At 71.9% G+C, this 16449-nt stretch carries 14 protein-coding genes; 10 read left to right on the top strand and 4 right to left on the bottom strand.

Annotated elements, in window-relative coordinates; translation table 11 throughout:
- Window positions 1-3: 3 nt before the first annotated feature.
- Window positions 4-804: a PepSY domain-containing protein gene (locus QMK28_RS19415; RefSeq protein WP_326439636.1), complete on the top strand. Its 801-nt coding sequence runs from the start codon at window positions 4-6 to the stop codon at window positions 802-804.
- A gap of 238 nt (window positions 805-1042) precedes the next feature.
- On the opposite strand, the gene meaB is transcribed toward QMK28_RS19415, so the two are convergent.
- Both meaB and QMK28_RS19405 read right to left on the bottom strand, forming a co-directional pair.
- On the bottom strand, window positions 1043-1999 hold the full coding sequence (gene meaB / locus QMK28_RS19410) for a methylmalonyl Co-A mutase-associated GTPase MeaB (protein ID WP_326439634.1): 957 nt from the start codon (window positions 1997-1999) through the stop codon (window positions 1043-1045).
- A gap of 74 nt (window positions 2000-2073) precedes the next feature.
- The gene (locus QMK28_RS19405) at window positions 2074-3288 is read right to left on the bottom strand and encodes an acetyl-CoA C-acetyltransferase (RefSeq protein WP_326439632.1); all 1215 of its coding nucleotides are present in this window, start codon (window positions 3286-3288) and stop codon (window positions 2074-2076) included.
- Window positions 3289-3482: 194 nt separating this feature from the next.
- Between QMK28_RS19405 and mce the strand changes: the two genes are divergently transcribed.
- From mce to QMK28_RS19370, 7 genes are all read left to right on the top strand, one after another.
- On the top strand, window positions 3483-3935 hold the full coding sequence (gene mce, locus QMK28_RS19400) for a methylmalonyl-CoA epimerase (RefSeq protein WP_326439630.1): 453 nt from the start codon (window positions 3483-3485) through the stop codon (window positions 3933-3935).
- Window positions 3936-4103: 168 nt separating this feature from the next.
- Window positions 4104-7532 carry a hypothetical protein gene (locus QMK28_RS19395; RefSeq protein ID WP_326439628.1) on the top strand — a complete coding sequence of 1143 codons (3429 nt, stop codon included), beginning with the start codon at window positions 4104-4106 and terminating at the stop codon, window positions 7530-7532.
- 114 nt (window positions 7533-7646) lie between these two features.
- On the top strand, window positions 7647-8582 hold the full coding sequence (locus tag QMK28_RS19390) for a cellulose-binding protein (protein WP_326439626.1): 936 nt from the start codon (window positions 7647-7649) through the stop codon (window positions 8580-8582).
- A 248-nt stretch (window positions 8583-8830) separates the two neighbouring features.
- Window positions 8831-9841 (top strand): ATP-binding cassette domain-containing protein, encoded by a 1011-nt coding sequence (locus QMK28_RS19385; protein WP_326439624.1) that lies wholly within the window; start codon window positions 8831-8833, stop codon window positions 9839-9841.
- 3 nt (window positions 9842-9844) lie between these two features.
- Entirely contained in the window at window positions 9845-10615 is a 771-nt protein-coding gene (locus tag QMK28_RS19380; RefSeq protein ID WP_326439622.1) for an ABC transporter permease subunit, read from the top strand.
- 150 nt (window positions 10616-10765) lie between these two features.
- Window positions 10766-12073 carry an ABC transporter ATP-binding protein gene (locus QMK28_RS19375; protein WP_326439620.1) on the top strand — a complete coding sequence of 436 codons (1308 nt, stop codon included), beginning with the start codon at window positions 10766-10768 and terminating at the stop codon, window positions 12071-12073.
- The gene (locus QMK28_RS19370; RefSeq protein ID WP_326439618.1) at window positions 12070-13059 is read left to right on the top strand and encodes an ABC transporter permease; all 990 of its coding nucleotides are present in this window, start codon (window positions 12070-12072) and stop codon (window positions 13057-13059) included. The genes QMK28_RS19375 and QMK28_RS19370 overlap by 4 nt, the downstream gene beginning before the upstream one ends.
- 71 nt (window positions 13060-13130) lie before the next feature.
- On the opposite strand, the gene QMK28_RS19365 is transcribed toward QMK28_RS19370, so the two are convergent.
- A complete protein-coding gene (locus QMK28_RS19365) occupies window positions 13131-13448 on the bottom strand; it encodes an ATP/GTP-binding protein (RefSeq protein ID WP_326439616.1) in 318 nt (105 codons plus the stop codon).
- A 189-nt stretch (window positions 13449-13637) separates the two neighbouring features.
- Between QMK28_RS19365 and QMK28_RS19360 the strand changes: the two genes are divergently transcribed.
- The gene (locus QMK28_RS19360) at window positions 13638-14666 is read left to right on the top strand and encodes an LLM class flavin-dependent oxidoreductase (protein WP_326439614.1); all 1029 of its coding nucleotides are present in this window, start codon (window positions 13638-13640) and stop codon (window positions 14664-14666) included.
- 193 nt (window positions 14667-14859) lie between these two features.
- On the opposite strand, the gene QMK28_RS19355 is transcribed toward QMK28_RS19360, so the two are convergent.
- Window positions 14860-15252, bottom strand: a complete 393-nt coding sequence (locus QMK28_RS19355) for an SCO5389 family protein (protein ID WP_326439612.1) — start codon at window positions 15250-15252, stop codon at window positions 14860-14862.
- Window positions 15253-15471: 219 nt separating this feature from the next.
- Here QMK28_RS19355 and nucS point away from each other — a divergent pair, with 219 nt between their 5' ends.
- Window positions 15472-16134 carry an endonuclease NucS gene (nucS, locus tag QMK28_RS19350; protein WP_326439610.1) on the top strand — a complete coding sequence of 221 codons (663 nt, stop codon included), beginning with the start codon at window positions 15472-15474 and terminating at the stop codon, window positions 16132-16134.
- The last annotated feature ends 315 nt before the right edge of the window (window positions 16135-16449 follow it).

Raw genomic sequence — 16449 nt, 5'->3', positions numbered from 1 at the left:
CACATGAAGCGCAACATCGTCATCGCCACCGTCACCGCCGCCGCCCTGATCACCGGCGGCACCGCCACCGCCTTCGCCGTGTCGGGCGAGGACAGCGGGCAGGCCAAGCGCTCCAGCGTCCAGGTGGCGGACCGGGACGACGACGGCGACGACCACGACAGCGCCGCCGAGGAGAAGGCGGACCGCGCCGAGGACAAGGCGGAGGACAAGGCCGAGCGCGCCGAGGACAAGGCCGACGACAAGACGGACCGCGCCGACGACAAGGCCGACCGGGACGACGACAAGGCCGAGGACGCCAGGGACGCCCGGGAGGACGACGCGCAGGCCAAGGCGGCCAAGGTCAGTGTCTCCGAGGCCATCAGCGCGGCCCTCAAGGCTTCCCCGGGCACGGTGACCTCCGCCGAGCTCGACGCGGAGGGCTCCGACCTGGCCTGGGAGATCGACGTCCTCGCCAAGGACAACACCTGGCACGACGTGACCATCGACGCGGGCAACGCCAAGGTGCTGAACCAGCACCAGGACCGCGACGACGACGGTGCCGCTGACGCCCGCAACGTCCGCAAGGACCTCAAGGGCTCCGGCGTCGACGCCAGGGACGCTGCCCAGGCCGCCCAGTCGCGCGGCACGGTGACCTCGGTCGACCTGGACGACGACAACGCCACCACCGCGTGGGAGGTCGAGGTCCAGGGCAAGGACGGCAAGCAGCAGGACCTGCGCGTCGACCTCAAGACCGGCAAGGTCACCACCGCCCCGGCCGACCACGACGACGACAGCGACGACGACAGCAGCGACCTGGACAACTGATCAGCCGTACGGATCTCGCGCGGCCATCCCCCGTAGTGGCCGCCCGTGGTGCCGCCCGTACTGATCACCCGTACCGGCCGCTTGTACGAGCCGCAGGACCGTACGACCCGTAGAACCACCGCCGTTCGGGCCGCTGTGCGTGACAGGCCGCGTGCCCACCCGCTCGGGAAGCCCGCTCGGGAAGCTCTCCCGGACGGCGCTCCGGACGCCTCTCCCCGAAAGCAGCCGCGGCAGGCCCTCAGCCCTCCGTGATCCCCGCGATCAGCTCATCCGCGGCCCGGTACGAGTCCAGCTCGCCCGCGACGATCCGCTCCGCGAGCGCTCCCAGCCGGCGGTCCCCGCGCAGGTCGCCGATCCGCTCGCGCAGCGCGGTGACCGCGATGGTCTCGACCTCGTGGGCGGCCCGCGCCGCCCGCCGCTCGCCGAGGACCCCGCGTTCCTCCATCCACGCCCGGTGCTTCTCCAGCGCCTCGACGACCTCGTCGATGCCCTCGCTCCTGGCGGCCACCGTCTTGACGATCGGCGGGCGCCAGTCGCCCGGCCCGCGCGCCTCGCCCAGGCCCAGCATGTTGCGCAGCTCGCGGGCCGTCGCGTCCGCGCCGTCCCGGTCCGCCTTGTTGACGACGTACACATCGCCGATCTCCAGGATTCCGGCCTTCGCGGCCTGGATTCCGTCGCCCATGCCCGGCGCGAGCAGCACCACGCTGGTATCGGCCTGCGAGGCGATCTCGACCTCGGACTGCCCGACGCCCACCGTCTCCACCAGGACGATCTCGCAGCCGGCGGCGTCCAGCACCCGGATCGCCTGCGGCGCGGACCAGGCGAGCCCGCCCAAGTGACCGCGGGTGGCCATCGACCTGATGTAGACCCCGGGGTCGGAGGCGTGCTCGCTCATCCGCACCCGGTCGCCGAGCAGCGCGCCGCCGGAGAACGGCGAGGAGGGGTCTACCGCCAGCACCCCCACCCGCTTGCCGGTCTTCCGGTAGGCGGTGACCAGCGCCGAGGTGCAGGTCGACTTGCCGACACCGGGCGATCCGGTCAGCCCGACCACATACGCGCCGCCGGTCAGCGGCGCCAGCGCGGCCATCACCTCGCGCAGCTGCGGCGACGCCCCCTCGACCAGCGAGATCAGCCGGGCCACGGCCCGCGGCCTGCCGTGGCGCGCCTGCTCCACCAGTTCGGGGACATCCACCATCGCTGCTCCGCTCCTCGCACCCGTACCGGCCGATACCGCCCGGTCGTCACTGCCCGGCCGTCACTGTCCGGTCGCTACTTCTGCGGCACCCGGATGACCAGCGCGTCACCCTGACCGCCGCCGCCGCACAGCGCGGCCGCGCCGACCCCGCCGCCGCGCCGCTTCAGCTCCAGCGCGAGGTGCAGCACCAGACGCGCTCCGGACATCCCGATCGGGTGGCCCAGGGCGATGGCCCCGCCGTTGACGTTCACCTTTTCCGGGGTCACCCCCAGGTCCTTCATTGACTGGACGGAGACGGCGGCAAACGCCTCGTTGATCTCGATCAGATCAAGATCCTCGACGCCCAGGCCCTCCTTGCGCAGCGCGTGCGCGATGGCGTTGGAGGGCTGCGACTGGAGCGAGTTGTCCGGTCCCGCCACATTGCCGTGCGCGCCGATCTCGGCGAGCCATTCGAGGCCCAGCTCCTCGGCCTTGGCGCGGCTCATCACCACGACCGCCGCCGCGCCGTCCGAGATCTGCGAGGCGGTGCCGGCGGTGATCGTGCCGTCCTTGGCGAACGCGGGCCGCAGCTTGGCCAGCGACTCGGGGGTCGTCTCGGCGCGGATGCCCTCGTCCTGCGAGAAGAGCACCGGGTCGCCCTTGCGCTGCGGGATCTCGACCGGCGTGATCTCGGCCTCGAACAGGCCGTTCTTCTGGGCGGCGGCCGCCCGCTGGTGGGACAGCGCGGCGATCTCGTCCTGCGCGGGCCGGTCGATGCCGAGCCGGGTGTTGTGCTTCTCCGTGGACTCCCCCATCGGGATGCCCTCGAAGGAGTCGGTCAGGCCGTCGTGGGCCATCGAGTCGAGCATCTCGATCGCGCCGTACTTGAAGCCCTCACGGGACTTGGGCAGCACATGCGGGGCGTTGGTCATGGACTCCTGGCCGCCGGCCACCACGACGTCGAACTCGCCCGCCCTGATGAGCTGGTCGGCGAGCGCGATCGCGTCGAGCCCGGACAGACAGACCTTGTTGATCGTCAGCGCCGGGACGCTCATCGGGATGCCGGCCTTGACGGCGGCCTGCCGCGCCGGGATCTGGCCGGTGCCCGCCTGCAGCACCTGTCCCATGATCACGTACTGCACCTGATCGCCGCCGATGCCGGCCCGGTCCAGCGCGGCCTTGATGGCCACGCCACCGAGGTCCGCCCCGGAGAAGGTGCGCAGCGAGCCGAGCAGACGCCCCATCGGCGTACGGGCTCCCGCGACGATCACGGAGGTGGTGCCGTTCGTCCTGCCGGTCGTACCAGTCATGGTGCGGCCCCTTCGGAGAAGGACTTTCGGGGTACGGCCCGCGGCGCGGGCGCCGACGGTCGCCGTGGCCCCCGGAAGAAAGGTGTACGAGGGTTTGACGTCAATGTACTGAGCGGTAGGCCCCTGGTCACCGGTCGGCGGGTGTGATCGCGCGCACGTTGCGTAACCACCCGTGTGAGCGGTGCACTAGGAGGATGCTGACAAGAATCGACCACATCGGGATCGCCTGTTTCGACCTCGACAGAACTGTCGAGTTCTACCGTGCCACTTACGGCTTCGAGGTGTTCCACAGCGAGGTCAACGAGGAGCAGGGGGTGCGCGAGGCGATGCTCAAGATCAATGAGACCTCCGACGGCGGCGCCTCGTATCTTCAGCTCCTCGAAGCCACCCGCGAGGACTCCGCGGTGGGCAAGTGGCTGGCCAAGAACGGCGAGGGCGTGCACCACATCGCCTTCGGCACCGCGGACGTCGACGGCGACGCCGCGGCCGTGCGCGACAAGGGCGTGCGGGTGCTCTACGACGAGCCGCGGACCGGCTCCATGGGGTCGCGGATCACCTTCCTGCACCCCAAGGACTGCCACGGCGTATTGACCGAACTGGTCACCTCCGCTGCCCTCCACCCGGCCCCCGGCGCAACGGATCACTGACCTTCCGCTTCCCCGGCCGGTAGAGTGCACCTTCGGCCGGGGTGACGGTTGGGGGCTCGGTCCGCATCCTGCCGATGATCTGACACCATTTCTTGTTAAGGGCCACCTCCGGTACGGGCAGGACGGTGCCGGCCGCCAACGCGACTAGGGGACGGATGGGACCGCGCAGTGCGGGGCAACGACCGCTACGAGGCTGACGACCACCTCTCTCAGTTCGAAGCCGAGATGGAGCGGCTGAAGACGGAGCGGAAGAAGGCCGTCGAGCACGCCGACGACCTCGGCTACCAGGTCGAGGTGCTGCGCGCCAAGCTCCACGAGGCGCGCCGCTCTCTCGCGACCCGTCCCGCCTACGACAACCTCAGTCACCAGGCCGAACAGCTCCTGCGCAACGCCCAGATCCAGGCCGACCAGCTGCGCACCGACGCCGAGCGCGAGCTGCGCGACGCCCGCGCGCAGACCCAACGGCTGCTCCAGGAACGGGCCGAGCGGCAGTCCCTGCTCGAAGCCGAGCTGCACTCCGAGGCGGTCACCCGCCGCCAGCGCCTCGACGAGGAGCTGGCCGAGCGCCGCGCGACCGTCGAGTCGCACGTCAACGAGAACGTCGCGTGGGCCGAGCAGTTGCGCGCCCGCACCGAGTCGCAGGCCCGCCGGCTGCTGGAGGAGTCGCGCGCCGAGGCCGAGCAGTCGCTCGCAGCCACCCGCGCCGAGGCCCAGCGCCTCGCCGAACAGGCCCGCGAGCGCCTCGGTTCCGAGGCCGAGACGGCCCGTTCCGAAGCCGAAGCGATTCTTCGCCGGGCCCGCACCGACGCCGAACGGCTGCTCAACGCCGCCTCGACGCAGGCGCAGGAGGCCACCGACCACGCCGAGCAGCTGCGCACCGCGACCGCGACCGAGTCCGAGGAGACCCGCCGCGAGTCCACCGAGCTGGCCCGCGGCGCCGAGCAGCGGATGCAAGAGGCCACCACCGCGCTGCGCGAGGCCCGCGCCGAGGCGGAGAAGCTGGTCGGCGAGGCCACCGAGTCCGCGACGACCAGGCTGTCCGCCGCCGAGTCGGAGAACGAGCAGCGCACCAGGACCGCCCGCGCCCAGATCGCCCGGATGGTCGGTGAGGCCACCAAGGAGTCCGATGCGCTCAAGGCCGAGGCCGAGCAGTCGCTGACGGACGCGCGCACCAAGTCCGAGCGGCTGCTCGCCGAGGCCCAGGAGTCGGCCCGCTCGGCCGCCGCCGAGGACTCCGCGGCCCAGCTCGCCAAGGCCGCGAAGGCCGCCGAGGCCGTGCTGACCAAGGCGTCCGACGACGCCCGCGCCACCACCCGCGCCGCCTCCGAGGAGGCTGAGCGCATCCGCAGCGAGGCCGCCGCCGAGACCGAGCGGCTGCGCGCCGAGGCGGCCGACGCCGCCGAGGAGCTCAAGGGCGCGGCCAAGGACGACACCAAGGAGTACCGGGCCAAGACCGTCGAGCTTCAGGAAGAGGCCCGGCGGCTGCGCGGCGAGGCCGAGCAGCTGCGCTCCGAGGCCGTCGCCGAGGGCGAGCGCATCCGCGGCGAGGCCCGCCGCGAGGCGCTCCAGCAGATCGAGGAAGCGGCCACCGCCGCCGAGGAGTTGCTGACCCGCGCCAAGTCCGACGCCGAGGAGACCCGGGACAGCGCGACCGCCGACGGCAAGCGGGTCCGCACCGAGGCGACTGAGCGCGCCACCGCGCTGCACAAGCAGGCCGAGGAGGCCCTGGAGCGAGCCCGCACCGAGGCCGAGGAACTGCGCACCGAGTCCGAGGAGCAGGCCGCCCGCGTCAAGTCCGACGCGGAGGAAGCCTCCAAGCAGCTGCGCGCCGAGGCGGAGCAGGCCGCCCAGGACCGCCGCGCGGAGGCCGAGGGCGAGCTGACCCGGCTGCACACCGAGGCCGAGGAGCGGGTCACCGCCACCGAACAGACGCTGCGCGAGGCCCGTACCGAGGCCGAGCGGCTGCGCAAGGACACCGCCGAGGAGTCCGAACGGCTGCGCACCGAGTCCGCGGAGCGGCTGCGCGCCCTCCAGCAGCAGGCCGAGCAGACCCTCGGCGAGGCCCGCGACGAAGCACAGCAGGAACGCGAGCAGGCCCGCGAGCAGAGCGAGGGGCTGCTCGCCGCCGCCCGCAAGCGGGTCTCCGAGGCGCAGGACGAGGCGCAGCGGCTGGTCGAAGAGGCGGAGCGACGGGCGGGCGAGCTGGTCGCCTCCGCCGAGCAGACCGCGCAGCAGGTACGGGACGCGGTGTCGGGTCTGCACGCGCGGGCCGAGGAGGAGGTCACCGGTCTGCGGTCGGCCGCCGAGCACGCCGCGCAGCGCACCCGCACCGAGGCGCAGGAGGAGGCGGACCGGGTCCGCACCGACGCCTACACCGAGCGGGAGCGCGCCGCCGAGGACGCGGCGCGGCTGCGCGGCGAGGCGCGGGACGAGACGGACGCCGCCAAGACGCTCGCGGAGCGAACCGTTTCGGACGCCATCAACGAGTCCGAGCAGACCCGCACCGAGGCGCGGGAGAGCGCGAACGCCCGCCGCCAGGAGGCCGCCGAGCAGGCCGACCGGCTCGTCAACGAAGCCACCGCCGAGTCCGAGCGGATGCTCGCCGAGGCCACCGGCGAGGCGGAGCGGCTGCGGGCCGAGGCCGCCGAGACGGTCCTCTCCGCGCAGCAGCACGCGGCGCGCACCCGCGCCGAGTCGGAGCAGCTCGCGACGGCCGCGGCCGAGGAGGCCGAGCGGCTGCGCAACGCGGCGCGCACCGACTCCGAGCGGGTCCTCGACGAGGCGCGCGCGGAGGCCAACCAGCGCCGCAACGACGCGGCCGAGCAGGCCGACCGGCTGGTCGGCGAGTCCTCCTCGGAGGCCGAACGGCTCACCTCCGACGCGCAGGAGTCCGCGCTGCGGACGGCCGCGGCGGCGGAGGAGCAGGCGGACACGATGGTCGGCGCGGCCCGCAGGGAGGCCGAGCGGCTGGTCGCCGAGTCGACCGTCGAGGGCAACACCATGGTTGAGCGCTCCCGTATGGACGCCGACACGCTGCTCAGCGAGGCCCGTCGGGACGCCACCGCGGTAAGGGAGCGCGCCGAGGAGCTGCGCACCCGCATCGAGTCCGAGGTCGAGGAGCTGCACGACCGGGCCCGCCGGGAGTCCGCCGAGCAGTTGCGGACGGCGGGCGAGCGCGTCGACAAGCTGGTCACGGCCGCGAACGAACAGCTGGCGGAGGCCGAGGAGAAGGCCAAGAACATGCTCTCCGACGCGAGCGGCGAGGCCAGCAAGGTGCGGATCGCCGCCGTCAAGAAGGCCGAGGGCCTGCTCAAGGAAGCCGCTTCGAAGAAGGCCGAGTTGGTCCGGGAGGCCGAGCGGGTGCACCAGGAGGCCGCCGAGGAGGCGGAACGGATGGTCGACGAGGGCAAACGCGAACTCGCGGTCCTGGTGCGCCGTCGCGAAGACATTCAGACGGAGATCTCCCGTGTCCAGGACGTGTTGGAGGCGTTGGAATCATTCGAGACTCCTGGGGCAGGCAGTCCCAAGGAGAACGGCGGTAAGACGGCAGCCGCCGCGGGCGCGACCCGTTCGGGTGGCAAGCAGTCCGAGGGCTAGCCACCCGAACGAGGGGACATTCTCCAGATCAAACGGGCATTGACTCGATGACACGCCGCTCGCACCCCTAGGATTCCCCCTATCACCTCACCGGTCTCTTTCGACAGGAACCCCATGAGCGACACTTCCTCCCCATTCGGCTTCGAGCTCGTGCGGCGTGGATACGACCGCGGCCAGGTGGACGACCGCATTACCAAGCTCGTAGCCGACCGCGACAGCGCACTGGCCCGTATCACCTCGTTGGAGAAGCGGATCGAGGAGCTGCACCTCGAAACGCAGAACGCCCAGGCTCAGGTCAATGACTCGGAGCCGTCCTACGCGGGCCTCGGCGCCAGGGTCGAGAAGATCCTCCGGCTCGCCGAGGAAGAGGCCAAGGACCTTCGGGAAGAGGCCCGTCGCGCCGCCGAGCAGCACCGCGAGCTCGCCGAGTCCTCCGCCCAGCAGGTGCGCAACGACGCCGAGTCGTTCGCCGTCGAGCGGAAGTCGAAGGCCGAGGACGAGGGCCAGCGCATCGTCGAGAAGGCGAAGGGCGACGCTTCCACGCTGCGCGGCGAGGCGCAGAAGGACGCGCTGTCCAAGCGCGAGGAGGCGGACTCCCTCTTCGAGGAGACCCGCGCCAAGGCCGCTCAGGCCGCCGCCGACTTCGAGACGAACCTCGCCAAGCGCCGCGAGCAGTCCGAGCGTGACCTGGCGTCGCGTCAGGCCAAGGCGGAGAAGCGTCTCGCCGAGATCGAGCACCGCGCCGAGCAGCTCCGCCTCGAAGCCGAGAAGCTGCGTACGGACGCGGAGCGCCGTGCCCGTCAGACGGTGGAGACCGCGCAGCGCCAGGCGGAGGACATCGTCGCCGACGCCAACGCCAAGGCCGACCGCATCCGCAGCGAGTCCGAGCGCGAGCTCGCGGCGCTCACCAACCGCCGCGACAGCATCAACGCCCAGCTCACCAACGTCCGCGAGATGCTGGCGACACTGACCGGCGCGGCCGTAGCCGCCGTCGGCGACCCCGGCGACGAGCCGGTCACCCGCGGCGTCCCGGCCCAGCAGACTCGCTAGTCGCTTGGACTTGGCGGGGTACTTCCCTGGGCTCGGCCCGGGGCCCCGGTGGCACGCGTCCGTGGCCGCACGCTGGCCTCAAGCGCCGGACGGACTGAATTTTCAGCCGTCCGGCGCTTGAGGCCACCCGCAGGACCAATCAGCCCGTCCGGCGCTTGAGGACACCGCCCCGGGCGGTCCCGGTCAACCAACGCTCGCCCCTCGCCACTCCAGTGGCGAGGGGCCTCGCGCCCCCTTACCGTGGCCGCATGATCGAGCTCGAGGGGCTGACCAAGCGCTACGGCGAGAAGACCGCGGTGGACGATCTGACGTTCACCGTCCGGCCGGGCATCGTCACCGGGTTCCTCGGCCCGAACGGGGCCGGCAAGTCGACCACGATGCGGATGATGCTCGACCTCGACAACCCGTCCGGCGGCCGGGTGCGGATCGACGGCAAGAGCTACCGGCAGCTGACCGACCCGCTGAAGTACATCGGCGCGCTGCTCGACGCGAAGGCGATGCACGGCGGCCGGAGCGCGTACAACCATCTGCTGTGCCTCGCGCAGAGCAACGGCATCCGGCGCGGCCGGGTGGACGAGGTGCTGGACACCGTGGGGCTCACCTCGGTCGCCGAGAAGCGGTCCAAGGGGTTCTCGCTCGGCATGGGGCAGCGGCTGGGGATCGCCGGCGCGCTGCTGGGCGACCCGGAGATCCTGATGTTCGACGAGCCGGTCAACGGCCTCGACCCGGAGGGCATCCACTGGATCCGCAACCTCATGAAGGGGCTGGCCTCGCAGGGCCGTACGGTCTTCGTCTCCAGCCACCTGATGAGCGAGATGGCGCTCACCGCGGACCACCTGGTGGTGATCGGCCAGGGCAAGCTGCTCGCCGACACCTCGATGGCCGACTTCATCGCGGAGAACTCACGGACCTACGTACGGCTGCGCTCGCCGGAGCGGGAGCGGCTGCTCGACGTGCTGACGGCGGCCGGGATCACCGTGGCCGCCGCCTCGGACGGCGCCCTGGAGGTGGACGGCACGGGAGCGGCCCCGCTGGGTGATCTGGCCGCGCGGCACGAGTTGGTGCTGCACGAGCTGAGTCCGCAGCGGGCCTCGTTGGAGGACGCCTTCATGCAGCTCACGGCGGAGTCGGTGGAGTACCACGCGCACTCGGCCCCGGCCTCCGGCGCACCGGTCGGGGAGCCGGCCGCGGCGCCCGCGGGTGAGCTCGCCGCGGCCCGGTCCGGCTGGGGCGGCGACTGGCAGAAGAAGGGTTCCTGAGCCATGGCGGTTTCGCAGGTCCTCCGCTCGGAGTGGACCAAGATCAAGTCAGTGCGGTCGACGGTGTGGACACTGGGCCTGGCCGCGGTCGTCACCGCGGGCCTCGGCGCGCTGATCTGCGTCCTGTCCAAGAACGACTTCAAGAATCTGTCCCAGGAGGACCGGCTCACCTTCGACCCCACCTTCATCAGCTTCGCCGGGATGGGCCTCGGCCAGCTCGCGATGATCGTCTTCGGGGTGCTGGTCGTCGGCAACGAGTACAGCACCGGCATGATCCGCACCTCGCTCGCCGCAGTGCCGCAGCGCGGCGCGTTCCTCTTCGGCAAGGTCGCGGTCGCGACGGTGCTCGCCCTGGTCGTCGGCCTGATCACCAGCTTCGTCACCTTCTTCCTCGGCCAGTCGCTGCTCGGCTCGCACCAGGCGGCGCTCGGCGACCCCGGGGTGCTGCGCGCGGTGGTCGGCGGCGGGCTCTATATGACGCTCATCGCGGTGTTCTCGATGGCCCTCGCCACGATGCTGCGCAGCCCGATGCTGTCGCTGGGCATCCTGATGCCGTTCTTCTTCCTGATCTCCAACATCCTCGGCGGCGTCTCGGCCACCAAGAAGTACGCGCAGTACCTCCCCGACCAGGCCGGCCAGAAGGTCATGCAGGTGATCCCGCCGCTGGACGACGACACCCCGTACGGGCCCTGGGGCGGGCTGGTGATCATGCTGGTGTGGGTGGCCGCGGCGATGGTCTGCGGCTATCTGTTCCTCAAGAAGCGCGACGCCTAGCACCGGCGTCGCCCGGACCGTTCTCCGGACCTGCCCCGACCTGCGCGGACGCCGGTCACACTCGCCGATGGCCGGGAACCGTCAACCTGCCGTTATCCTCCTTACCCTTACGGGGGCACGTGCCCCGACCAATCTCGCGAGGGGCGGAGAATGATCGAGGCAGTCGGTCTGACGAAGCGCTACGGCGCCAAGACAGCCGTGTACAACTTGTCATTCCAGGTACGGCCGGGCATCGTGACCGGTTTCCTGGGGCCCAACGGCTCCGGTAAATCGACCACGATGCGGATGATCCTGGGCCTGGACGAACCGAGCAGCGGTCAGGTCACGATCGGCGGCCACCCCTTCCGGCGGCTGCCCAACGCCCCCCGCCAGGTCGGCGCGCTGCTCGACGCCAAGGCCGTGCACGGCGGGCGCAGCGCCCGGCAGCACCTGATGTGCCTCGCGCAGCTCTCCGGCATCCCGGCCCGCCGGGTCGACGAGGTGCTCGGCGTCGTCGGTCTCCAGGACGTCGCCAGGAAGCGCTCCGGCGGCTTCTCGCTCGGCATGGGGCAGCGGCTCGGCATCGCCGGCGCGCTGCTCGGCGACCCGCAGGTGCTGCTCTTCGACGAGCCGGTCAACGGCCTCGACCCGGAGGGCATCCTCTGGGTCCGCAACCTGATGAAGCAGCTCGCCGCCGAGGGCCGCACGGTGTTCGTTTCCAGCCACCTGATGAGCGAGATGGCGCTCACCGCCGAACACCTCATCGTCATCGGGCGCGGCCAGCTGCTCGCCGACATGAGCGTGAACGACTTCATCGCGCACAACTCGGCGGGCTTCGCCCGGGTGCGTACGCCGGACAGCGAGCCGCAGCACCGGGAGAAGCTGACCGCGACGCTGACCGAGGCGGGCGCGCAGGTGCTGCCCGAGCCGGACGGCGCGCTGCGGGTGACCGGGGTCGAGCTGCCGCGCATCAGCGAACTGGCGCACGGCGCGGACATCCGGCTGTGGGAGCTCTCCCCGCACCAGGCCTCGCTGGAAGAGGCGTACATGCGGATGACGCAGGGCGCGGTCGACTACCGCTCCACCGCCGACCAGCGGGCCGGCCTCCAGCAGATCCCCGCCGGGTACGCGCCGCAGGGCGCGCCCCCGCAGGGCTACGCCCCGCAGGGCGGCCCGTACGCGCAGCCGCAGCTCGGCGCGTACAACCCCCCGCCGGCCCCGCAGCAGGCAGCACCGCAGACGGCCCCCCAGGGAGCACCCCCAGCGCCGGGAGCAGCGCAGACGGCCCCGCAAGGCCCGCCGCAGGGCATGCCGAACCCGTACGCGCACACCGAGGCGTGGGGCGGCCCCGCCGCGGCGCAGGCCCGGCCCGCCGCCGCTCCCCCGGCCCCCGCGGACTCCCCTGCCGCCCCTGCCGACCTGAGCAAGCGCGAGAACCGCGAACCCCGCGACCACCGCGATGATGAGGACGCCCGATGACGACCCCGTACCAGCAGCCCGGACAGCCGCCGCAGCCGCAGCTCCACCAGCCCGGTCCGCCGCCGCAGCCGTACGCGCAGGGCCCGCAGCCGCCTCAGCAGCAGGGCCAGTGGCAGGGCGGCGGCGCGCCGGCCGGGCACGGCTACGCCTCGCCGATCCCGATGGAGCGCACCCACCTGGGCCACGCGATCGCCTCCGAGTGGACCAAGATCCGCACCGTGCGCTCCACGATATGGACGCTGAGCGTCATGCTGGTCCTCGTCGTCGGCGTCGGCTTCCTGGTCGCCCTGGCCATGGGCAGCCAGGACTACGTCGGTATGCCGTTGCTCGGCGGCGGCTTCTTCGGGCTGATGCTCGGCCAGCTGTGCGTCATCACGCTCGGCGTGCTGGTGGTCACCTCCGAGTACGGCACTGGCATGATCCGTACGACGCTGACCGCCTGCCCGAGCCGCAGCCGGGTGCTGGCCGCCAAGGCGCTCGTCTTCTTCGTGCTGACGTTCGTGCTGACGACCGTGGCCTGCGCCCTGGTCGCGCTGATGCACTCGGCGATGCTCAGCGACCAGACGGTGCCCGACTACGCCACGGACAGCCCGACCATGAGCGGATCGATCGAGGCCGGCCAGGTCGTCGCCGACGGCAGCCAGTGGTTCGGGGCGACCATCGGCGCCGGGCTGTACGTCGCGCTGCTGGGCCTGCTGGCGCTGGCCGTCGGCTCGCTGCTGCGGCACTCGGCCGGCGCGATCACCGCGATGCTGGGCGTCGTGCTGCTGCCGCTGCTGCTCGCGCTGTTCATGATCGGCGAGAGCCTGTCGACGGTGCGCGAGAAGCTCATCGAGTACTCGCCGATCAACGGCCTGGCCACGCTCTACCGCATCCCGATGGACGGCGGCGACGCCTCCGGCTGGCCGCTGCTCGGCGGGCTCGCGGGGGTCACCGCGGCTGTGTTCGTGGTCGCGTTCATCATGCTGGAGAAGCGCGACGTCTGACGGCTGACGTCCGAGGGCCGGCATCCGACGGCTGACGCCCGTTCGGACCGCTCGGACCGCTCGAACCGCGCTCAGTAGCGCGGTGCGTTACGGGACCGCTGGAGCCGCGCGCTCCGGCGGTCCCGTGCGTTCCAGCACGCCTTGTGCCAGTGCCGGCGGTCGTCCGCGCCGCCGTCCTGCGGCCAGGCCACCACATGCGGCACCCCCGGCGGGATCTCCTGGTCGCACCCCGGGCAGCGGTAGTGCTTGCCGGCGGCGCTGCCGCCGATCTGCCGCACCATCCACTCCTCGCCCCGCCAGCTCTCCGTGCGCTCCAGACCGAAGCGGTCGCCCTCGTCGCTGGGTTGGGGCTTGTCTCCACCCGGCGGGCGATTTCGACGCGGGGACACGGGACACCTCGACAGGTCTGGGGACTACGGGCGGTCACCAGCCTACGTTGGCTCGTCACTGTCGGACACGGCATACCGCCATCCTCTGATCATCGGGAAAACTTCTCGCCAGGCCGTGCCCTAGGCATGTGTCATCCCGTTGTTTTCTATGGGAAAAGTGCCGCGTCGGCTTCGAGGAGGAAGACAACGATGCACATCGGGGCGTTCATCCTGGCCGCTCAATTCCCGGGCCAGGGACAGGGGGAAGCGCTGCACCGCGCGGTGCGGTCGGCGGAGGTGGCCGAGGAGGCCGGGCTCGACTCGGTCTGGCTGGCCGAACACCACTTCGTGCCGTACGGCGTCTGTCCGTCGGCGGTGACGCTCGCCGCGCTGCTGCTGGGCCGCACCCGGCGGATCGGGGTGGGCACCGCGGTCAGCGTGCTGCCGACCGGCCATCCGGTGGCGCTCGGCGAACAGGCCGCGCTGCTGCATGTGACCTCGGGCGGGCGGTTCACGCTCGGCGTCGGCCGCGGCGGCCCCTGGGTGGACCTGGAAGTCTTCGGCTCCGGACTGGCCGCGTACGAGCGCCACTTCCCCGAAGCGCTGGATCTGCTGCTGCGCTGGCTGAGCGAGCCCCGGGTGGGCGCGGCGGGCGAGCGCTTCGCGTTCCGCGAGGTCGCCGTCGTACCCCGCCCCGACGAGCTGATGGACGGCGCGGGCCGGCCGCCCGTGGTGCTCGCGTGCACCTCCCCGGCGTCGGTCCTGCTGGCCGCAGAGCGCGGGCTGCCGATGCTGCTCGGCATGCACTGCGGCGACGAGGACAAGGCCGCGATGGTCGGCCTGTGGCGGCGCAGCGCGCTCGCCGCGGGCCGTACGCCCGACGAGGTCGAGGCCGCGGCCCATGTGTCGGCCGGTGTCGTGCAGGTCTCCGACACCCGCAGGGACGCGGCGGAGACGCTGACCAAGGCGCTGCCCGGCTGGCTGCGGCAGGGGCTGGGCGCGCATGTGACGGTGGACGGCAGGCCGCGGTCGATGCGCGACCCGCTGGACTACACCGAGATGTTGTGCGGGCTGCACCCGCTGGGCACCCCCCAGCAGTGCGCCGACCGGCTCGCGGCCACCGCCGAGCGGACTGGGATCAGCAGGTTCGCGCTGCTCGTCGAGGGTTCCGGGGATCTCGCGGCGACCGAGCAGAACGTACTGCGGCTGGGGCACGAGGTCATGCCGCTCCTGCCCTGAGCCGCATCCTGCCCTGACCCGCACCGGCATCGCGTGACCGCCTCCCGTTCGCGGCGGCGTGCGCGGGTGCCTCCGGCCGAGCGGCCGGAGGCGTGCCGCACACCCCCGATCACACAGCCGGGGCACTCCTCCCGCACACTGCCGCTCCCGCACAGATCTGCACCTCCCGCGTGCAGAACGGCAACGGGTCGGGTCAGCAGTCCCGCAGCTCGGGCGACTGATTGAGCAGCTGGCCTCGGATCGAGGTGAAGCGGGCGAGCCGGTCGTCCACCGCCGGGTCGAGCGGGAAGACCGCTACCCGGTGGCAGTTCTGGAACGCCAGCCGTACGCCGAAGTGCCGCTCCAGGGCGCCGCGAATCGCGTCGCTCGCCAGTGCGCGCAGCAGCTGGCCGCGCGCCTGCTCGTCCGGCGGCGGTACCTGGTTGTCGGCGAACTGGCCGCCGTCCACCTTGAGCTGGACCACCAGAGAGCTGATCATCTCCCATGCGTAGGGCAGGGAGCTCCGGACGCAGTCGACGAATTCCGCTTCGTCGACGTCGCCCCGCTCGGCCTGTTGGAGGAGGGCCGGTGAGACGTCGAGCGACATGGGGTTCTCCTCTCGCGACCCCGGACATCGGGGTCTCACGGTTCGGATCAGCGGTCGCCGAGGGCAACACAGCGTGTCCGCGCGACAACCACCAGCTTCAACGGTAAGTCGCGCACGGCGGAGGCACCAGGAGAATGCGCGTACAACCGGCCGAAGCCGAACACGTTCATCCAGGGGCGAATCGCGTGGACCACCCGCCGTCGAGTAGCGTGACCGACCATGCGTCTCGTCATTGCCCGCTGCTCCGTGGACTACGCGGGCCGGCTCACCGCCCACCTTCCGTCGGCGCCTCGCCTCATCCTCGTGAAGGCCGACGGCAGCCTGTCCATTCACGCGGACGACAAGGCATACAAGCCACTCAACTGGATGTCGCCGCCCTGCACGTTGAAGGAGGGCGACGGCAGCGTCTGGACGGTGGAGAACAAGGCCGGCGAGAAGCTCATCATCACGATGGAGGAAGTGCTGCACGACTCCTCGCATGAACTCGGGGTGGACCCCGGGCTCATCAAGGACGGCGTGGAAGCACACCTTCAGGAGCTGCTCGCGGACCGGATGGAGACCCTCGGCGAGGGCTGGACGCTGATCCGGCGCGAGTACCCGACGGCGATCGGCCCGGTGGACATCCTGTGCCGCGACGCGGACGGCGTCACGGTCGCGGTGGAGATCAAGCGACGCGGTGAGATCGACGGCGTCGAGCAGTTGACCCGGTACCTCGAACTGCTGAACCGCGACCCGCACCTGGCTCCGGTCAAGGGCATCTTCGCGGCCCAGGAGATCAAGCCGCAGGCGCGCGTGCTCGCCACCGACCGCGGCATCGGCTGCGTCGTGCTCGACTACAACGGACTGCGCGGCATCGAGGACGACAAGCTCCGCCTGTTCTGAGCGGTCGGCTTCGCCCGCCCTCGGGGGCCGGGGTTTCCCTGAGGCCCGAGGGCTTCCCGGGGCTCGGGCCCCGGGGTCTGCTCAGCCAGGACCCGAGATCTTCCCAGGGCGCGCGATATCCCAGGGTCCGAGGTTCTTCATCCCGTCGGCCAGCGGACCGCCCCAGGGGCCTCCAGGGCCCCAGGAGCACCCGCCCCCGAGCCCGGCAGGCGGGGCCCATCGCTCCGCTCCCCGCTCGCCCCTGTCCGTCCGCCGCCTCCGGCTACGCGATCCCCGCGTCGCCGGGGGCGGGGCGGTGCGCGGGCGCGGAGGCGG

Source organism: Streptomyces sp. H27-D2 (genome assembly GCF_035828615.1).
In the GTDB taxonomy this organism is placed as follows: domain Bacteria; phylum Actinomycetota; class Actinomycetes; order Streptomycetales; family Streptomycetaceae; genus Streptomyces.
This window is presented reverse-complemented; position numbering and strand designations above follow the sequence as displayed.